The sequence below is a fragment of the Actinoallomurus sp. NBC_01490 genome (assembly GCF_036227085.1).
In the GTDB taxonomy this organism is placed as follows: domain Bacteria; phylum Actinomycetota; class Actinomycetes; order Streptosporangiales; family Streptosporangiaceae; genus Actinoallomurus; species Actinoallomurus oryzae.
In genome coordinates this window covers 10,091,080-10,107,171 of record NZ_CP109433.1, presented here as the reverse complement: position 1 = coordinate 10,107,171, position 16,092 = coordinate 10,091,080, and the positions used below count along the sequence as shown (strand labels likewise).

Below are 16,092 nucleotides of genomic sequence, written 5' to 3'. Positions count from 1 at the left end.
CCTCTCGAGTAGGAGCGGCGCCGGCCGGCGCCGCTCCTACTCGACGAGACAGCCCTCCTGCTTGTGACAACCCACCGAAGCAGCCAGGGGCTCACGCGGCTTCGGCGCTGAGGGTTCGTGCGACGGATCTGCGGGCCGCGACGCGGGCGGGCACCGCGGTGAGCGCCGCCGTCGCGGGCAGGGCGGCGAGTGCGGCGGCGAGCAGCGACCACGCGGGTGGCCAGGTCACGTTCCCGGCGCTGAAGGGCAGGCACAGGATGATGCCCATGGGGACGCCGGCGAGGGCGCCGGGCAGCGTCGGAAACAGTTGCGCGACGGAGAGCCCGGCGGTGATCTGTCCGGGCGTGGCGCCCAGCGTGCGGGCGATGGCCATGGTGGGCCGGGCCTCTTGCGCCGTGGTCCAGGTGATGGTGACGGTGTTGATGGCCGCAAGGACGATCAGCGCGGCGGTGACGGCCAGGATCACGTGGTGTTCCTGAGCGTTTCGCAGATCGTTCGCCATGGCGGAGCCCGGGTACCCCTTCGAGGGCTGGGCGTAGATCATCAGCAGGCCGGTGACCGTGGCCAGGGTGGTCGCGGTGTTGCAGGCGTGCAGGACGGCGCGGCCGGGTCGGCGGGCGATCAGGCGGAGCCCGAGGAGGAGCGGGGTCGGCAGCAGCGCGGACAGCCTGGTCAGGTGGGCCCGGTGCTGGGGCTGGTGGGCGCTGTCGGCGAGCGCCGTGACGGTCTCGGTGCGCAGAGCCCGTACGGTCGGGCCGAGGCTCGTCAGGGCCGCCACGGCCACGGCGACGAGGGTCGTGACGACGATCGTGCCGCCGGTCGGCCCGGTGGCGGTGGTGACCAGGCTGGCGCTGGGATTGATGACGGCGGGCTGGAGCAGCCTCGCGGCGACCAGCCCCAGTGCGTCGGCGAGCAGCGCCAGGGTCAGGTACTCGGCGAGCAGGACGGCGGCGATGATGCCGGGTGTCGCGCCGACGGCCTTGAGCAGTCCCACCCGGCGGGTCTGCTTGGCCGCACGTCCCGCGGCCAGCGTGGCCACGCCGGCGGTGGCCAGGAACGCGAGCAGCCAGCTGCCGATGACCAGGATCGGCTGGCTGTCCTTGAGCATGATGGAGTCCTGGGCGGCCATGTCCTGCCACGCCCTGATGTTCACCCAGGTGTCCCCGACCGCGGAGGCCACGGTGGGATCGCGATGCCCCAGCGTCGGGGCCGTGCCGGGATCCCGCAGCTTCAGGTTGACGAAGGAGGTCACCGAGAGATCGGACGTCTTCAGCGCGCGGGTGTCCCGTTCGGCCAGCCAGACCAGACCGCCGCCGTCGCTCGGCCCGCCGCCCGGGCCGATCCCCGGCGCCCACGGGTACACGCTGTGGGACGCGGTCACGGCGATCCCGACGATGGGCAGCGAGCGGCCGGCGACGGTGACACGGTCGCCGACGCCGGCGCCCAGCGCGGTGGCGAAGCCGCGTTCGACCACGACGCCGCCCGGGCGCACCCACCGGCCCGAGGTCACCAGCGGACGGTCGACCGGACCCGGTGTCGCGTCGGCGACCTGCACCACCGCGGCCCCCGTGGAGCCGTGCGCCGTGAGCGTCGTGTAGTACTCGCGGTATGGGCCGCTGTACGCGACCACCCCGGGCATATGGGCCAAGGACGTCAAGGCCGTGATCGTGGCACGGCCGGTGCCGGGGGAGAACGCGACCGCGTCCGGTCCGGCCGTGACCGTCCGGGTCTTGCGGTAGAGCGTTTCGGTCGCACCGTGCAATGACGCGCCCAGGCCCAGCATGGCGGTGGCGGCGGCGACCGAGACGAGAAGGATGACCGCCTGGGTGGGGTGGCGGCGTACGTCGGCCAGGACGAGGCGGACGATGAGCAGGACGCGACCCACGGCGCTCAGTCCTCCAGCCCGATCAGGCCGTCGAGCCGTCCGGTGGTGCGGCCGGCCAGCTGGGTGTCGTCGACGAACATCCCGTCGCGCATCGAGATCAGCCGATCCGCGGTGGCCGCGACCCGCTCGTCATGGGTGACGATCACCAGGGTCTGTCCCGCGGTACGCAGGTCCTCGAAAAGCCGCAGCACATCGAGCGTCGCCGCCGTGTCCAGGTTCCCGGTGGGCTCGTCGGCCACCAGGACCAGCGGCTCGTTGGCCATCGCCCGCGCGATGGCCACCCGCTGACGCTGTCCGCCCGACAGCTGCCAGGGCAGATGCCGGGCGCGGTCGGCGAGCCCGAACCGCTCCAGCAGAAAGGCGGCGCGACGCCGGGCCGCACGCGGCGAGCCCCCGGCCAACAGGACGGGCAGTTCCACGTTCTCCGCCGCCGACAGCTCCTCCACCAGATGGAAGGCCTGGAAGACGAACCCCACGGCCCGGCGCCGCAACCGGGCCAGGGCCCGCTCGTTCAGGGTGTCGATGCGCCGGCCGGCCAGCCACACCTCGCCGTCGGTGGGCCGCTCCAGGCCGCCCATCAGATGCAGCAGGGTGGACTTCCCGCAGCCGCTGGGGCCCATCACCGCCAGCATCTGTCCCGCCGGCACGTCCAGGTCAACTCCGTCGACCGCGCGGACCAGGCTCTGCCCCTGCCCGTGCTCCTTGTACAGGTCGCGGGCCTGGAGCACCGCGCCGATGTCGTTCATGCGTCCTCAGATTTCCGTCCGGCTCTGGACCAGGCCCGCTCGCAGGCCGCCAGCCAGCGCAGGTCGGCCTGCAGACGCAACACGACCCCTTCCAGCAGCAGGCCGGCGGTCGACCCGTCCGGCTCGGCCAGCATCGCGCGCTGTGCATCGCGCAAGCGCCGCATCAGCTCGCGGCGCTGCGCGGCCACCAGCTCCACCGGGTCGGCCAGGCGGGCCGCGGCGGCCGTGGCGAGTTTGAGGTGGAAGTCCGCCAGGTCCGGCTTCGGCCAGTTCACCTCGGTCAGCCAGGCGGCCACCCGCTGCTGTCCGGCCGGCGTCAGCGCGTACACCTTGCGGTCGGGCCGCTCCGGCAGCCCGTCCGCCCGTTCGCAGACGACCAGTCCCGCTCGCTCCAGCCGGGCCAGGGCCACGTAGACCTGACCCGCGTTCATCGACTCACCCAGCGGGCCAAGAAACCGCCGCAGCCGGGTGCGCAGCTGATAACCGTGCGACGGCTCCTTCGCGAGCATCGCCAGCACTGCGTCCTGCATGTATCACCCCTAACGGCTAGCTAATAGATAGCGGTTATCCCCCCGGCCGTCAACCGACGGATCATGCGGCGGCATCGCGCGCCCCGGCATTGGTGCGTACGTGGCCATAGCGGTCTATTGAGATGATTCGGACATGGATGCGAGTACGGGGGCGGACGGGACACTGTCGGGGCAGGTCGCGGCGGACCGGCCCATCGAATGGAGGCTGCGTCCTGCCGAGCCGGCGGACGTCGAGGCGATCGCGGAGCTGCGGGCGATAGTGATGCGACCGGACCTGGAGCGGCTGGGGCGGTTCGACGAACATCGGGTCCGGCAGCGGCTGCGCGATTCCTTCTCCCCGCGGCATACGTCGGTCATCGTGGTCGACGGCGCCTTCGCCGGCTCCGTGACCGTGCGCCCGGCCGAGGGCGGGCGGTGGCTGGAGCACTTCTACCTCGCCCCCGACCTCCAGGGCCGGGGGCTCGGATCGGCCGTCCTGCGCACAGTCCTGGAACGGATCGACGCCGACCGCGTGCCCGTCCGCCTGAACGTCCTTCAGGGCAGCGCCGCCCGGCGACTGTACGAGCGCCACGGCTTCACCGTGGAGGACCAGGACCCGATCGACGTCTCCATGGTGCGACGGCCGGGAGTAAACGCCCTGCCGACGTGAGACGGACCGCGGGGGGTGACGCGTCGTCAGAGCTCGCGCAGTGCGACGACGGCCTCTCGCAACCGGTCCTGCAACCGCTCGTCCTGCCAGACGATGTCGTCGTCGATCCCTGAGGTCACGATCCGCTCGTCGCGGCGGGCGAGGCGGTCCAGATCCGCGACGGCGTCCACGGCGCCCATGTCGACCAGCAGCGCCACCGCGCCACGACCGCCGTACGGGGCCGGGATCGCCGCGATCAGGGGAGCGACCAGCTCGGCCGGAGGGGTACCGAGACGCCACAGTGCGCGGGCCGCCGCCACCGTGCTCCAACGATCGTCGAGCCGGCCGCGCAGGACCGGTTCCAGGTCGCCGACGCCCGTCCGGAACGTCGTGGCGAGGTCGGTGACCAGGCCGGCCGCCCCGCTCGCGGACGTGCCGCCGGCCTCGAGGACGGCGCGGACGGTCGGCAGCGCCGGCGCCGGATCGCCGGTCGCGGCCGACAGCACGCGGGCCGCGAGTACCTGGACGTCGCGTTGCGGGTAGGTCGCCGCCGCGGCGCCGGTGAGGTGGTGGCGTGCGGCGGGGACCAACGGCAGCAGGTGGGGGCCCACGTCGCCGAGGTCGGGGGAGTCGCGCGGCGGCTGTACCCGCTCACCCGTCAGAAGCCGGTTCAGAGCCTCGATCGGCAACCGGGCGTCCCCGGTCATGCGCCACACGTCCAGGGCGGCCTCCAGGTCACCGGTCCGCTCGGCGAACGCACGCAGGTAGGGCTCGGTCTCAGGAGCGGCGTGGCCGATCCGCGACAGCGCGCGGGACACCGCCTCGCCCGCGTGCGGCAGGACCGCCAGCAGTTCCGGAACGGCGGGCGCGGAGTCGGAGCCCCACTGGCCGAGGACCGTGGCCAGGACGGAGACCGTCGCGGCGTCTCGGCCGGCCGGCGCGGCCAGCCGCCGCCGCACCTCGTCGAACGCCCGCCGGCTCCACGGCATGCCCTGATGCAGAAGCCGTATCCGCCTCGTGTCAGGGGCGGCGGCGACGGCCGAGCAGACCGGGTCGATCCAGCCGGGATCGCCGAGCAGCATCAGCGTCTCCACGGCCTTGAGCTCGGGGGTGATCGCCACCTGATGCGCCGTCCGCGGGTAGCGCGCGGCCACCGTACGGAGCTCGTCGGCGAACCGCGCGGACGCACGTCCGGACCTGCGCAACGCCCCGATGACCTCACCGCGTACGCCCTCGTCCGGGTCGTCCAGCAGCGGGCGCACCAGCGGCAGCAACAGCGCCGGGGTCGTACGCCGGGCCTGGCCGCGTACCGTCATTCCCCACACGCCCGCACGGCGGACCTGCGTCGAAGGCGCCGTGAACATCTGCCTCAGCAGGGTGGTGGCGAGAGCGTCATCCGTCTCGACCAGCAGGTCGTCGGTCCAGTCGGCGTGACGCTGCCAGGCGTACTCGACCTCGGCGTCGTCCATGGCGCCGACCACGGCGGCCGCCGCGCCGTCCGGCCACGCTTCGCCGTTCCGCGTCAGGGCCAGGGCGGCGGCGACCCGCTCCACCGGCGGAGCGTGCACGACGGCGCGGGAGAGATCCTCGACGGCCCGCGCCGGATCGAGGAGACCGAGCGCGAACGCGAGTGAGGCACGCACTTCCGCGTCCTCCTCGGCCGCCCGGCGGTCCCACAGCGGGGCCGGCGGCGCGCCGCACTGGGCGAGGGCGTACGCGGCGGCCGCGCGTACCTGTGGGTCGGCGTCGCCCAGGAGCGGTATCAAGGCGCCGGCGTTCGCGCTGACGGCGGCCTTGACCGCGTCGAAGGCGGAGCCGTGGGCATGGTGTGGATCGGCCAACATGCCGAGCAGCCAGACGAACTCGCTGCGCCGTTCCGGCGCGGACCGCGCCAGCTCGGTGAGGAACGGTACGGCCGCCGCCGTCGCGGTGTAGACGGTGCCCTGGTGGAAGAGGCAGCCGAAGATCTCCGAGAGGGCCTCCTCGGCCGCGTCCCCACCCGACGCGGCCCGGCGCAGCAGGCCGGGAACGTCGCCGGCCGCTCCGTACGCGTGCCTCAACTCGGACCATGCGACGTCGTCGAGTCCATCCAGCATCGACGCACTCTATCCGGGAGAACGCCGGCGTTCCCGATCTTCGCCGTCACCTGATTGACAACCGGAATCTGGATTCCGTAACGTACTCCTCGGCAAGTACCGGAAGCGTAATTCCGTTTCCTGAAATCGAGCGAGGGGCAAGATCTCGTGATCGTCATCACCACTCCCACCGGCCAGATCGGCCACCAGGTCCTCGACAACGTCCTTGACGGCGGCGCGCCGGTCCGCGTGCTCGCGCGTGACCCCTCTCGCCTCTCCCCGCGGGTCCGCGAGCGTGTCGAGGTCGTGCGGGGTTCGCTGGACGACGTCGCCGCGGTCACCGAGGCGTTCGCGGACGCCGGCAGTGTGTTCTGGCTCGTGCCGCCGACGCCCACCGCCGACAGCATGCGCGACCGCACCCTGGAGTTCACGCGGACGCTGTGCGAGGCCATCGGGAGCCAGGGCGTCGAGCGCCTGGTCTACATCTCGGCCCTGCGCGGCGCCGGGGACACGCCGGGCAGGCACGCGCCCACGTCGCTGGTCATGGACGAGATGATCGAGGGCACGGGCGTGAGTTGCCGGGCCCTGCGGATGCCGGCGTTCATGGAGAACCTGCTCCAGCAGATCGGGCCGCTCAAGAGCCAGGGCGTGTTCTTCTACCCGGTGTCCGGGGACCGAAGGCTTCCGACGTGCGCCACCCGCGACGTCGCGGCCACCGCGGCCCGGCTGCTGCTCGACGACTCCTGGAGCGGGCGGGCCAGTGTCCCGATCCTCGGGCCCGAGGACCTGTCCTACGACGAGATGGCGCAGATCATGTCCGAGGTGCTGGAGCGGCCGATCCGCTACCAGCGGGTTCCCGGCGACGCGTTCAAGGCCAACCTGACGCGGAACGGGATGAGCGAGGGCTGGGCCCAGGGCCTGGTCGACCTGCTCGCCGACGTCGACGAGGGCGTCTACAACACCGAGCCGCGAACCCCGGACTCCAGCAGCCCCACCACCTTCCGCCAGTGGTGCGAGGAGGTGCTCAAGCCCGCCGTCCTCGGCTGATCGAGCGGGTCACCGAGGAAGACGGGGGACACCGGGCCGCTGCGACCTTCCCGAAATGCGGTTGCCCGCCGGTTCCGGGCCTGTCTAATATCGGCTCGTCTCTGCTGCCGGCGATAGAGGTGGATGTTGCTCGTCTGAGGTTCGCGATCACCACGCGGTACGGCTCCGCCGTACGACGACGCGTGGCAGCGACCTCGGTGCACGAGCCTTCCTCAAACGCTCCGCTCCGCCGCGTGGTGTTCGCATACGACGCCCCGAACACCACGACCGCGAAGGACCCCAGCATGAGCGCATCCTTGACCTGCTCCGCTCTGTCGTTCGCCTGGCCGGACGGGACGACGGTCTTCGACGGGCTGTCCCTCGGTTTCCCGCCGGGACGCACCGGGCTGGCCGGGGCGAACGGCTCCGGGAAGTCGACCCTGCTCCGGCTGCTCGCCGGACGGCTGAAACCCATCGCCGGATCGGTCGGCGTCCGCGGCAGCCTCGCCTACCTCCCGCAGACCATCACCCTCGACACCGCCGTTCACGTCGACGAGGCGCTCGGGATCGCCGACCGGCGCCGGGCCCTGCGCGCGATCGAGTGCGGCGACGTGCGCGAGGAGCACTTCGAGACGGTCGGCGACGACTGGGACGTCGAGGAGCGCGCCCTCGCCATGCTCGGTTCGCTCGGGCTGGACGGCATCGGCCTGGACCGTACGGTGGGGGAGATCTCGGGTGGTGAGACCGTCCTGCTGCGCCTAGCCGCCCTGCTCCTCGAGCGCCCCGACGTCCTCCTGCTGGACGAGCCGACCAACAACCTCGACGTGCACGCCCGCAAGCGGCTGTACGAGGCCGTCGACGCATGGCACTCCGGCATCCTGGTTGTGGTCAGCCACGACCGTGAGCTGCTCGAACGCGTCGATCGCATCGCCGAGCTCCGGGCCGGCGCGGTGTCCTGGTACGGCGGCGGCTGGTCGGCGTACCAGGAGGGTGTGGCGATCGAGCAGGAGGCGGCCGGGCGGATGCTGCGCGCCGCGGAGGCGGACGTACGCCGGCAGAAGCGGGAGCTGGAGGAGACCCAGATCAAGATCGCCCGGCGGCAGCGCAACAGCCGGAAGATGGACCTCGAACGGCGGGCGCCGAAGATCGTCGCGGGCGCGAAGAAGCGGTCCGCACAGGAGTCGGCGGGCAGGCTGCGCAACCTTCACCAGGACCGGCTCGGCGAGGCGCGCGACCGGCTCGAAGAGGCGGCGGACGCCGTACGCGACGACGACGAGATCCGCGTGAGCCTCCCGCACACCGCCGTGCCGGCCGGGCGCACCGTGCTCAGCCTGCGCGGCGTGCGGCCCCGGTACGGGCGGCTGCGCGAGGCCGACCTGGAGGTGCACGGTCCGGAGCGGGTCGCCCTCGTCGGGCGCAACGGCGCCGGCAAGACCTCCCTTCTGCGCACCCTCACCGGAGAGCTTCCGCCGCTGGAGGGGGAGGCGAGGACGTACGTGCCGCTGCGGTTCCTCCCGCAGCGTCTCGACGTGCTGGACGACGATCTCAGCGTCGCCGCGAACGTCGCCCGCCGGGCGCCCGGCGTGACCGACAACCACATCCGCGCCCAGCTCGCCCGCTTCCTGTTCAAGGGGGCGCGGGCGGAGCAGCCGGCCGGCACCCTCTCCGGCGGCGAACGCTTCCGCGCGGCGCTCGCCGCCATGATGCTCGCCGAACCGGCGCCCCAGCTGCTGCTGCTCGACGAGCCGACCAACAACCTCGACGTGCCCAGCGTCCAGCAGCTCACCAGCGCGCTCGCGTCGTACGAGGGCGCGCTCGTCGTCGCGAGTCACGACCTGCCGTTCCTGGAGTCGGCCGGCATCACGCGCTGGCTGCTGGTGGAGGACGAGGAACTCCGGGAGACCACCCTGGAGGAGATCACCGCATCGGACTGACCGGAACGTGACGGGTTCCCGCTCGCGGGCGGAACAGGCGGCTAACCGGCCGGGACGACGTTCACGCTGCCCGAGTCGGTGCGCAGCGACAGCCGTGCCGTCGCGCCGGCCGCCCTGGGCACGCCGACGTGCCGGCTGCCCGAGCCGGTGTGCGCGGCCACGGCGTACGGGCCGCCGGGCACGGCCAGGTGCAGCGATCCGGAGTCGTCGGTCATCCGGACGTTCTTGGGCGCCGAGGCGAACGCCAGATGGATGGAGCCGGAGTCGCTGGAGGCCGTCGCGTCCGCCGAGCGGAGTTCCGTCGCGTGGATCGACCCCGAGTCCGTGCTCACCCGGAGGGTGCCGCCGGCATCCTGCAGGGTCACCGCCCCCGAGTCGGAGCGGGCGCTCACGTCGCCCGAGACGTGCCGCACGGTCACCGAGCCGGAGTCGGTGCTCACGTCGGCGGTCCGGACGTCCTTGACGTTCACCCGGCCGCTGTCCGTGTGGGCCCGTACGCTGACCGAGGCGGGGACGACCAGGTCATAGTCGATCCGGCACCGGGTGCAGCCGGAGCTGAAGGTCAGCGTCCCGTTGTTCAGCCGCTGACCGGGGTGGGGGGTGCCCCTCTGGTAGTGCACCACCCGGTGGACCGTCACGTCGTCTCCGCTGCCCTTCGTCACGACGACGTGGCCGTCGCCCGCGTCGACCTGCACGCTCGTGACCCCGGAGACGTGCGTGTCGTCCATGGTGGTGGTGTGCCGGTAGTCGGCGAAGTGCACGCCCACGCCGCACCCCGACGCGGCCAGTGTGGTCAGTGCGGTGAGGGCGACGATCGCCACGCCACGGCTCTTCACGGATGACTCCTCGGAAGTCGGTACGGGAAGAACGCTACGGGACCACCGTCGCCGCTCCCATCCGGCTGGCACGCCGCGTGATGGTGGGGCTAACCCCCCATACCCGGCGCCCGGGCGGGGCGGTCCAGCACGACGGTCCCGGCCAGCTTGTCGGCGAAGGTCTGGTGCTCCTCATCCCAGAGCGGCCAGAGGAAGCCCAGATAGCACGGCAGCGAGTCCAGCACGTGCGCCAGCCGCCGGACCAGGGCCCGCCCGAAGCCGATCGGGCGGCCCGTCCGGGCGCCGACCAGTTCGATCCGCAGCAGCCGCTTCCCCGGGCTCTGGCCGGTGCGTCCCTCCCGCACGAGGGTCCGGACCAGCAGCACGAAGAAGATGATCAGGCAGGCGAGGGCGACGATGGGGACGGTGGCACGGATCGTGGAGATCGCGACGCCCCGGTTGAGCACGGGAATGTTCTCGCGGCCCCACACGAACGCCATGAGGTAGGCGACGTAGCAGAGGATCGGCAGCACGATGAACAGACCGTCGAGCAGGGCGGCGACCAGCCTGCGGCCCCACGGCGCGTACGGAGGGGAAGGCGCGGTCGCGGGTGCGGGTGGCCGGAGGGCGGCCTGGCGGAGCACGACGTCGGCGAGCGGGGCGGGGAGCCAGCCCAGGCCGTCCTCCGGCCGGGCGAGCGCGGACAGCAGCCAGGCGGGCGTCGGCCGCTGGGCGGGGTCCTTGCGGAGCCCGGCGGCGATGAGGTCCCGCAGTCCGGGGTCGGTGACGGCGGTGAGATCCGGTTCCTCGTGGAAGGTGCGGTGGAGCAGGAGAGGGACGTCGCCGACGCCGAAGGGGCCGACGGCCGTCGCCGCGAAGCACAGCACGGCGGCCAGGGCGAACACGTCCGTGGCGGGGCCGACCGCGCCGCCCGCCGCCTGCTCGGGCGCCAGGTAGCCCGGAGTGCCGAGAAGCTGCCCGCTCTGGGTGAGCGGGCCGCCGTCGGCGGCCTTGGCGATGCCGAAGTCGATGACCCGGACGCCCTGCGGAGTGATCATGACGTTGGAGGGCTTGAGGTCGCGGTGCGCGATGCCCGCCCGGTGGACGGCGACCAGGGCCTCGGCCAGCGCGGCGCCGAGGGCGCGGACCGCCGGAGGTGGCAGCGGGCCGTGCGTCCGTACCAGGTCGAGCAGCGACAGACCGGGCAGGTAGGCGGTGGCCAGCCAGGGAACCGGGCCGACCGGGTCGGCCTCGACGACCGGTGCGGTGAACGCGCCGCTGACCGTGCGCGCCGCCTCGACCTCCCGCCGGAACCGTTCGCGGAATCCGGCCTCGGCGGCCAGCGCCGGCCGGACCACCTTGATGGCGACCGGCCGCCCGCCCGGCGACGTGCCGAGGAAGACCTGACCCATCCCGCCTTCGCCCAGCCGGGCGATCACCTGGTGGCCCCCGACGTTACGGGGATCGGTGGGGCGCAGTGGTTCCATCGGTGGCTCCGTCTGTGGGCGAGGGCAGGGTGGATACGGCGAACAGGTCCTGGTCGAGGGCGAGCAGAGAGGAGTTCAGGCCGGTCGCCCCGGGGCGGCAGCCCGGGCAGGCCCGGTAGGCCGCGAGCCGCCGGTTCAGGAGGGTCAGGTCGGCGAGGGGCCGTGCGTACCGGGACGCGTCGGTGCGCAGGTGGATCTCCTTCGCCAGCCCGGTGAGCACCGGCGCGGTCTGGTCGGCGCAGCCCGCGGCGCCCTCCGCGCAGCTGTGCGCCGCGTCCTCGATCTGCGGGCTCCAGATCAGGTAGAACGCGGCCTCACTGGTGTGCGCGTGTTCGCACGCCTCGTCGCAGCCGCCGCCGGAGGGCAAGGCAAGCAGCGCGGCGTACACCAGTGCCGCGAGGAGGAAGATTCCGGTGATCAGCACCGGCAGCCGCGTGAGGAGGCGGCGGCGCGGCAGTCCGGCGGCCCGTGCGGAGATCCCGGCGGCGACGGGATCGGGCAGCCAGGCGACGCCCTGCGGCGGGCGGGCGAGCCGGCCGAGCAGGTCGCGCGTGGTGGGACGGTGGGCGGGATCCCGCGCGAGGCAGGACGCGATGAGGCTCCGCAGCGAGGGGGCGGCCACGGCGCCGAGGTCGGGCGGCCCCTGCGCGACCCGGTAGAGCTGGGTGTGCGGGCCGCCCGGCCCGTACGGCGGGTGCCCGGTCGCCGCGTACGCCAGCACGCAGCCGAGGGCGAAGACGTCGTCGGCCGGACCGCTGTCCCGGCCGGCCGCCCGCTCGGGTGACATGTATCCCGGAGTGCCGATCATGGCCCCGGCGCGGGTGATCCGGTCGGCGTCGGCCGTGTGCGCGATGCCGAAGTCGATGACCCGCGGACCGTCGGGGGTGAGCATGATGTTGGACGGCTTCAGGTCGCGGTGCACGACGCCCGCCTCGTGGACCGACCGCAGCGCCTCGGCCAGGCCCGCGGCGAGGGAGAGGACGGCGGGTGCGGTCATCGGGCCGTACTCCTCGACCGCCTCCCACAGCGACAGCCCCGGCAGGAACTGCGTGGCCAGCCAGGGCGGGTCGCCGTACGGGTCGGCGTCGACGACGGGCGCGGTGAACGCCCCGCCGACCGCACGCGCCGCCCGCGTCTCGCGGGCGAACCTCGCGCGGAAGCCCTCGTCGGCGGCGAGATCGTGGTGGACCACCTTCACGGCGACGGGCAGGCCCGAGGGAGAGCGGCCCAGGAAGACCTGGCCCATGGCGCCCGCGCCGAGCCGTTTGATCAGCTGATAGTCGCCCAGCCGGTGCGGGTCGCCGGGCAGCAGGCCGTCGCCGGTCATCGCGCGTTCGGCGGGGCGGTGATCGGGACGGGCGCCGGCAGTGTGGTCAGGTCGAGGTCGCCCTTCACGTACAGGGGGACGTTCGCGGGGGACCACAGCCCCCAGTCGACCGCGATCCGGCGGACGACGTGGCGCCCGGGGTCGATCCAGACGTCCTCGGCCGCGTCGGAGGGGCTGCCGTGCCAGACCCGGAACAGCGAGCCGAGCCTGGCCCAGTCACAGCCGGGATAGCTCGAGCCGTAGCCGCATCCGGTCAGGTAGTGACGGGTCCGTACGCCGCCGGTCGCGGTCGTCTCCTTGGGCTCGGGCATGCCGATGCCCGCGTGCGAGGTCCAGTACGCCGGATCCATGACGGCCAGATAGAACCGCGGGTCGAGCACGGCCAGGTCGACGGTCGAGGATCCGGTGATCGGCACCAGCTGGTCCGGAGACGACAGCAGGGTCCACTGATCGGCCTTACGGTGCGGCAGGAGCGCCGAGGCGGCGTACGAGCGGCCGGCGACGCTGATGACACGCACCTTCCGAGCGGACAGGCCCGCGCCGGCCCGGACCGTCGAGGTGCCGGTGAACGTGAAGCCCGCCGTCGTCCGGTTCACCGTGCCGGACAGCTCGTACCGGGACATGAGGTAGGTGAGCGCGACGTGCACGGTGGCGCGTACGGCGACGGCCGACCGGGTGGCGGCGGCCGCCGCGCCGATCTGCCGCGCGAACGCCGCGTAGTCCGGCGGGCTGGACACTGTGGAGCAGGCGGTGACGAGGGACACCGCGGCGAGAGGAACCCGCGTCAGGCCGCCCGGACGCCGGGCGGCCGCGAGTCGTGGTACGGACACTGGGGACTCGGCTTCGCTTCTGTTCGACGGCGAACTCGCCGTGACAGTAGCGACGCGGAAGATCGGCGCACCGCCAGAACGCGCACGGACTCTCGCCATTCCGCGCACACGCCTCGTCGCCTTCGCCGGCTGAGGCGGCGAGAGGTCAGGAAGGCGGGTGTTTGTCGTCTTCGTCCGGGTCGACGGTGGGGAGGGCCGCCGTCTCGTCGAAGGCCTCCTGCGGGGGCGCGTCGCCGGTGACGTCCGGGTCGGTCTTGCCGAGAGACTCCCAGTTGGTCATGTCCTTGAGCCGGTCGAAGCCGCGGCGGATGCTCTCCCAGCTCTCGTCGGCCAGCGGAGTGCCGACGTCGGAGGAGGAGTCGAACGGGGAGTCGTCGCTCAGCGGGTCGGGCTCGCCGCCGCCCGCGACGCGGAAGTCCTGATGCGCGGACGTGCGGTGGCCGTTGGTCTCGGCCGGATCGCGGGGCGGCGGCTCGTACGGCTCGAACGGTGTGGCGGGAGACGGTGTGGCGGGAGACGGAGTCTCGGGCGCCGGCGGCTCGGCCGGCGGAGTGTCCCGCACCTCCGGCTCGCCCGGCTCCGTCCGTTCCCCGAAGCCGGTGGGGGAGGAGGTCTCGGCGGGCAGGCGGTCCCAGGATTCGGTGGGGGAGGAGGAGTCGGGCAGGCTGTTCCAGGACTCGGTGGGCGAGGAGGAGTCGGCTGGATCCCAGGATTCGCTCAGTGGCGAGGCGTCGGCCGAAGGCGGGCCCCAGGAGTCGGCGGGCGGCCGGTCCCACGAGCGCTCCGCCGGGGGCGGCCCGTCCCAGGAGTCCTCCGTGGCGGACAGCCGGTCCCACGACGGCGACGCTGCCTCGGTCCGGTCCCAGGAGGGCTCCGCGGGCGGCTGCTCGTCGCGGCCGGGAGGCGGTGTCTCGGGCCGGGGCCGGTCCCAGGCGGTCTCGTTCGGCGAGGAGCCCCAGGAGCCGGCGGGCCCGCGGCGGTCCCAGGGGGTGACCGGCGGCGTCGCCTCGGGCGGACCGGCGTCCCAGTGGGACGCGGGTGTCTCCGGCCGGCGGTCCCAGGGCGTGACCGGCGGTGACGCGTCGGGCGGACCGGCGTCCCAGTGGGACGCGGGCGCCTCCGGCCGGCGGTCCCAGGGCGTGACCGGGGGCGACGCGTCGGACGGACCCGGGTTCCAGCGGGGATCCTCGTCCGCGGGCGTCTGCGGGCGGCGCTCCCACGGTGACAGGCCCGTACGCGACGGCGGTGGCGCGGGCCGGCGCTCCCACGGCCCCGTGGCCGACGACGCGTGCGCGGCCACCGGCAGGGCCGACCGCTGCGGCTCCTCCGGCTCGTCGGCGTCCTCTTCACGTTCACGGGCGATCCGGCGCCGTCGCTGCCGCCAGCCGAGGATCAGGCTGAGCAGGATCAGTGTGCCGCCGCCGCTCAGGACGGCGATCAGCATCAGGTCGGGGTCGCTGTGCCCGGACGCCACCGGCTCCGGCCGAGCCGTCTGCTGCGGCGTCTGGACGGGCGTGCCGTCGTGCTCGGCCTTGTTGATCCGTGCGGCCGTGCGCAGTGCGCCGTACGCGTCGGCGACGCCCGTGCCGATCTCGCTGCTGCGCCCGTCGGGCGGCCGGTGGGTGGCGCCCTCCTCCAGGGCCTGCTTGACCTCCTGCGCCGTGAGGGTCGGGTAACGGGCCTTGACCAGCGCGCTCATGCCCGCCACGAAGGCGGCCGAGGAACTCGTGCCGGTGCCGAGGATGTAGCCGTGCCCGGCCGCGTCGGCGCTGACGATCTCCACGCCGGGGGCGGCGACCGAGATGTAGGTGTGCCGGTTGGTGAACTTGGCCGCCTTGAACGCGCGGTCGACCGCGCCGACCGCGATCACCCCGGGGTAGGCGGCGGGGTAGTTGCGCCGGTTGGCGCCGTCGCCGTCGTTGCCCGCCGACGCGACGAGCACGGTGCCCTTGCCGAGGGCGTACTTGATCGCCGCCTCCTCGGCGGCGTTGCCGTTGTAGAACAGGTTGCCGCCGCCGAGCGACATGCTGATGACCTGCGCGCCGTGGTCGGCGGCGTAGCGGATGCCCTTCGCCACGGCGTCGCGCGAGCGGTTGACCTCCGCGTGGTCGTCCCGGATCGGGTCGTTCAGCTCCCAGGTCACCCGGATCGAGAGGATCTTGGCGTCGGGCGCGACGCCCATGACGCCCGACGCCGCGCCGGCGCCGTGACCGTGCCCGGCGATGAGGCTCGCCATCTCGGTGCCGTGCCGGCCCCAGTAGCGGCCGCCCGGCTTGCGCACGTGGCCGGTGAAGTCGGGGCCGTCGATGACGCGTCCGGAAAGGTCGGCCTGGTGGCCGTCGACACCGGTGTCGAGCACCGCGACGGTCACGCCGTTGCCGCGGGAGTACTTCCACGCGCGGGAGATGTGCAGCGCGTCGAGCGTCCACTGCTGGCCACGGTAGAGGTCGGCCGGCGCCGCGGGCACGGACAGGCGGGCGGGCTCGGCGGGTGAGGCGGACTCGGCCGCGGGAACGGACAGCACGCCGACCGCGGCGCTGACCAGCACTGCCGAGGCCACGCGGGGGAGGGCGCGGCGAACTTCGGACAAGTGCACCGGTTCCCTCCCGGCGGTCGACAGCGAGCGTAATTCTGCCACGGCCTGAGGTCGGATGCTTACGCGATTGAATGTGACCTACGGTGATCGGGGCGAATATGGTCGAAATCCCGAGAGATGTGTACGGTGCACGGTGTACGCGTTCCGGGCCTGTGATCCCGATGGCCGCGCGCGGCGTCGTCCGCGCACCCCTTCCCTGGCGGCCATCCGGAC

Annotated in this window: 12 protein-coding genes; 3 read left to right on the top strand and 9 right to left on the bottom strand. The window is 73.3% G+C overall.

The window, feature by feature from the left end:
- Window positions 1-91: 91 nt before the first annotated feature.
- From OG417_RS46405 to OG417_RS46395, 3 genes are read right to left on the bottom strand one after another with little or no spacing between them, the layout of a single operon-like run.
- Window positions 92-1,885, bottom strand: coding sequence for an FtsX-like permease family protein (locus OG417_RS46405; protein ID WP_329243698.1), 1,794 nt, complete (start codon window positions 1,883-1,885; stop codon window positions 92-94).
- Between the two features lie 5 nt (window positions 1,886-1,890).
- Window positions 1,891-2,631, bottom strand: coding sequence for an ABC transporter ATP-binding protein (locus OG417_RS46400; RefSeq protein WP_329243696.1), 741 nt, complete (start codon window positions 2,629-2,631; stop codon window positions 1,891-1,893).
- Window positions 2,628-3,161 (bottom strand): PadR family transcriptional regulator, encoded by a 534-nt coding sequence (locus tag OG417_RS46395; RefSeq protein ID WP_329243693.1) that lies wholly within the window; start codon window positions 3,159-3,161, stop codon window positions 2,628-2,630. Before OG417_RS46395 ends, OG417_RS46400 begins: the two co-directional genes overlap by 4 nt.
- Window positions 3,162-3,294: 133 nt before the next feature.
- On the opposite strand from OG417_RS46395, the gene OG417_RS46390 reads away from it, so the two are divergent.
- Window positions 3,295-3,810 (top strand): GNAT family N-acetyltransferase, encoded by a 516-nt coding sequence (locus OG417_RS46390; protein ID WP_329243690.1) that lies wholly within the window; start codon window positions 3,295-3,297, stop codon window positions 3,808-3,810.
- 26 nt (window positions 3,811-3,836) lie between these two features.
- On the opposite strand, the gene OG417_RS46385 is transcribed toward OG417_RS46390, so the two are convergent.
- On the bottom strand, window positions 3,837-5,885 hold the full coding sequence (locus tag OG417_RS46385) for a hypothetical protein (protein WP_329243688.1): 2,049 nt from the start codon (window positions 5,883-5,885) through the stop codon (window positions 3,837-3,839).
- A 147-nt stretch (window positions 5,886-6,032) separates the two neighbouring features.
- Here OG417_RS46385 and OG417_RS46380 point away from each other — a divergent pair, with 147 nt between their 5' ends.
- Window positions 6,033-6,911, top strand: coding sequence for an NmrA family NAD(P)-binding protein (locus tag OG417_RS46380; protein ID WP_329243685.1), 879 nt, complete (start codon window positions 6,033-6,035; stop codon window positions 6,909-6,911).
- Window positions 6,912-7,195: 284 nt separating this feature from the next.
- Entirely contained in the window at window positions 7,196-8,824 is a 1,629-nt protein-coding gene (locus OG417_RS46375) for an ABC-F family ATP-binding cassette domain-containing protein (RefSeq protein WP_329243682.1), read from the top strand.
- Window positions 8,825-8,865: 41 nt separating this feature from the next.
- Here the strand turns inward: OG417_RS46375 and OG417_RS46370 are convergent, their stop codons facing one another.
- From OG417_RS46370 to OG417_RS46350, 5 genes are all read right to left on the bottom strand, one after another.
- On the bottom strand, window positions 8,866-9,660 hold the full coding sequence (locus tag OG417_RS46370) for a DUF4097 family beta strand repeat-containing protein (protein WP_329243679.1): 795 nt from the start codon (window positions 9,658-9,660) through the stop codon (window positions 8,866-8,868).
- A gap of 89 nt (window positions 9,661-9,749) precedes the next feature.
- Window positions 9,750-11,126 (bottom strand): protein kinase domain-containing protein, encoded by a 1,377-nt coding sequence (locus OG417_RS46365; protein ID WP_329243677.1) that lies wholly within the window; start codon window positions 11,124-11,126, stop codon window positions 9,750-9,752.
- Complete coding sequence (locus OG417_RS46360) at window positions 11,095-12,453, bottom strand: serine/threonine-protein kinase (RefSeq protein ID WP_329243675.1); 1,359 nt, start codon at window positions 12,451-12,453, stop codon at window positions 11,095-11,097. Before OG417_RS46360 ends, OG417_RS46365 begins: the two co-directional genes overlap by 32 nt.
- On the bottom strand, window positions 12,450-13,283 hold the full coding sequence (locus OG417_RS46355; protein WP_329243672.1) for a hypothetical protein: 834 nt from the start codon (window positions 13,281-13,283) through the stop codon (window positions 12,450-12,452). The genes OG417_RS46360 and OG417_RS46355 overlap by 4 nt, the downstream gene beginning before the upstream one ends.
- A gap of 145 nt (window positions 13,284-13,428) precedes the next feature.
- Window positions 13,429-15,873: a S8 family serine peptidase gene (locus OG417_RS46350; protein ID WP_329243669.1), complete on the bottom strand. Its 2,445-nt coding sequence runs from the start codon at window positions 15,871-15,873 to the stop codon at window positions 13,429-13,431.
- Window positions 15,874-16,092: the final 219 nt, after the last annotated feature.

Excerpts from the sequence above, each read along its gene's own strand:
- OG417_RS46400 (WP_329243696.1), bottom strand. The coding sequence starts at position 2,631 with ATGAACGACATCGGCGCGGTGCTCCAGGCCCGCGACCTGTACAAGGAG.
- OG417_RS46395 (WP_329243693.1), bottom strand. The coding sequence starts at position 3,161 with ATGCAGGACGCAGTGCTGGCGATGCTCGCGAAGGAGCCGTCGCACGGT.
- OG417_RS46390 (WP_329243690.1), top strand. The coding sequence starts at position 3,295 with ATGGATGCGAGTACGGGGGCGGACGGGACACTGTCGGGGCAGGTCGCG.
- OG417_RS46385 (WP_329243688.1), bottom strand. The coding sequence starts at position 5,885 with ATGCTGGATGGACTCGACGACGTCGCATGGTCCGAGTTGAGGCACGCG.
- OG417_RS46375 (WP_329243682.1), top strand. The coding sequence starts at position 7,196 with ATGAGCGCATCCTTGACCTGCTCCGCTCTGTCGTTCGCCTGGCCGGAC.
- OG417_RS46365 (WP_329243677.1), bottom strand. The coding sequence starts at position 11,126 with ATGGAACCACTGCGCCCCACCGATCCCCGTAACGTCGGGGGCCACCAG.
- OG417_RS46360 (WP_329243675.1), bottom strand. The coding sequence starts at position 12,453 with ATGACCGGCGACGGCCTGCTGCCCGGCGACCCGCACCGGCTGGGCGAC.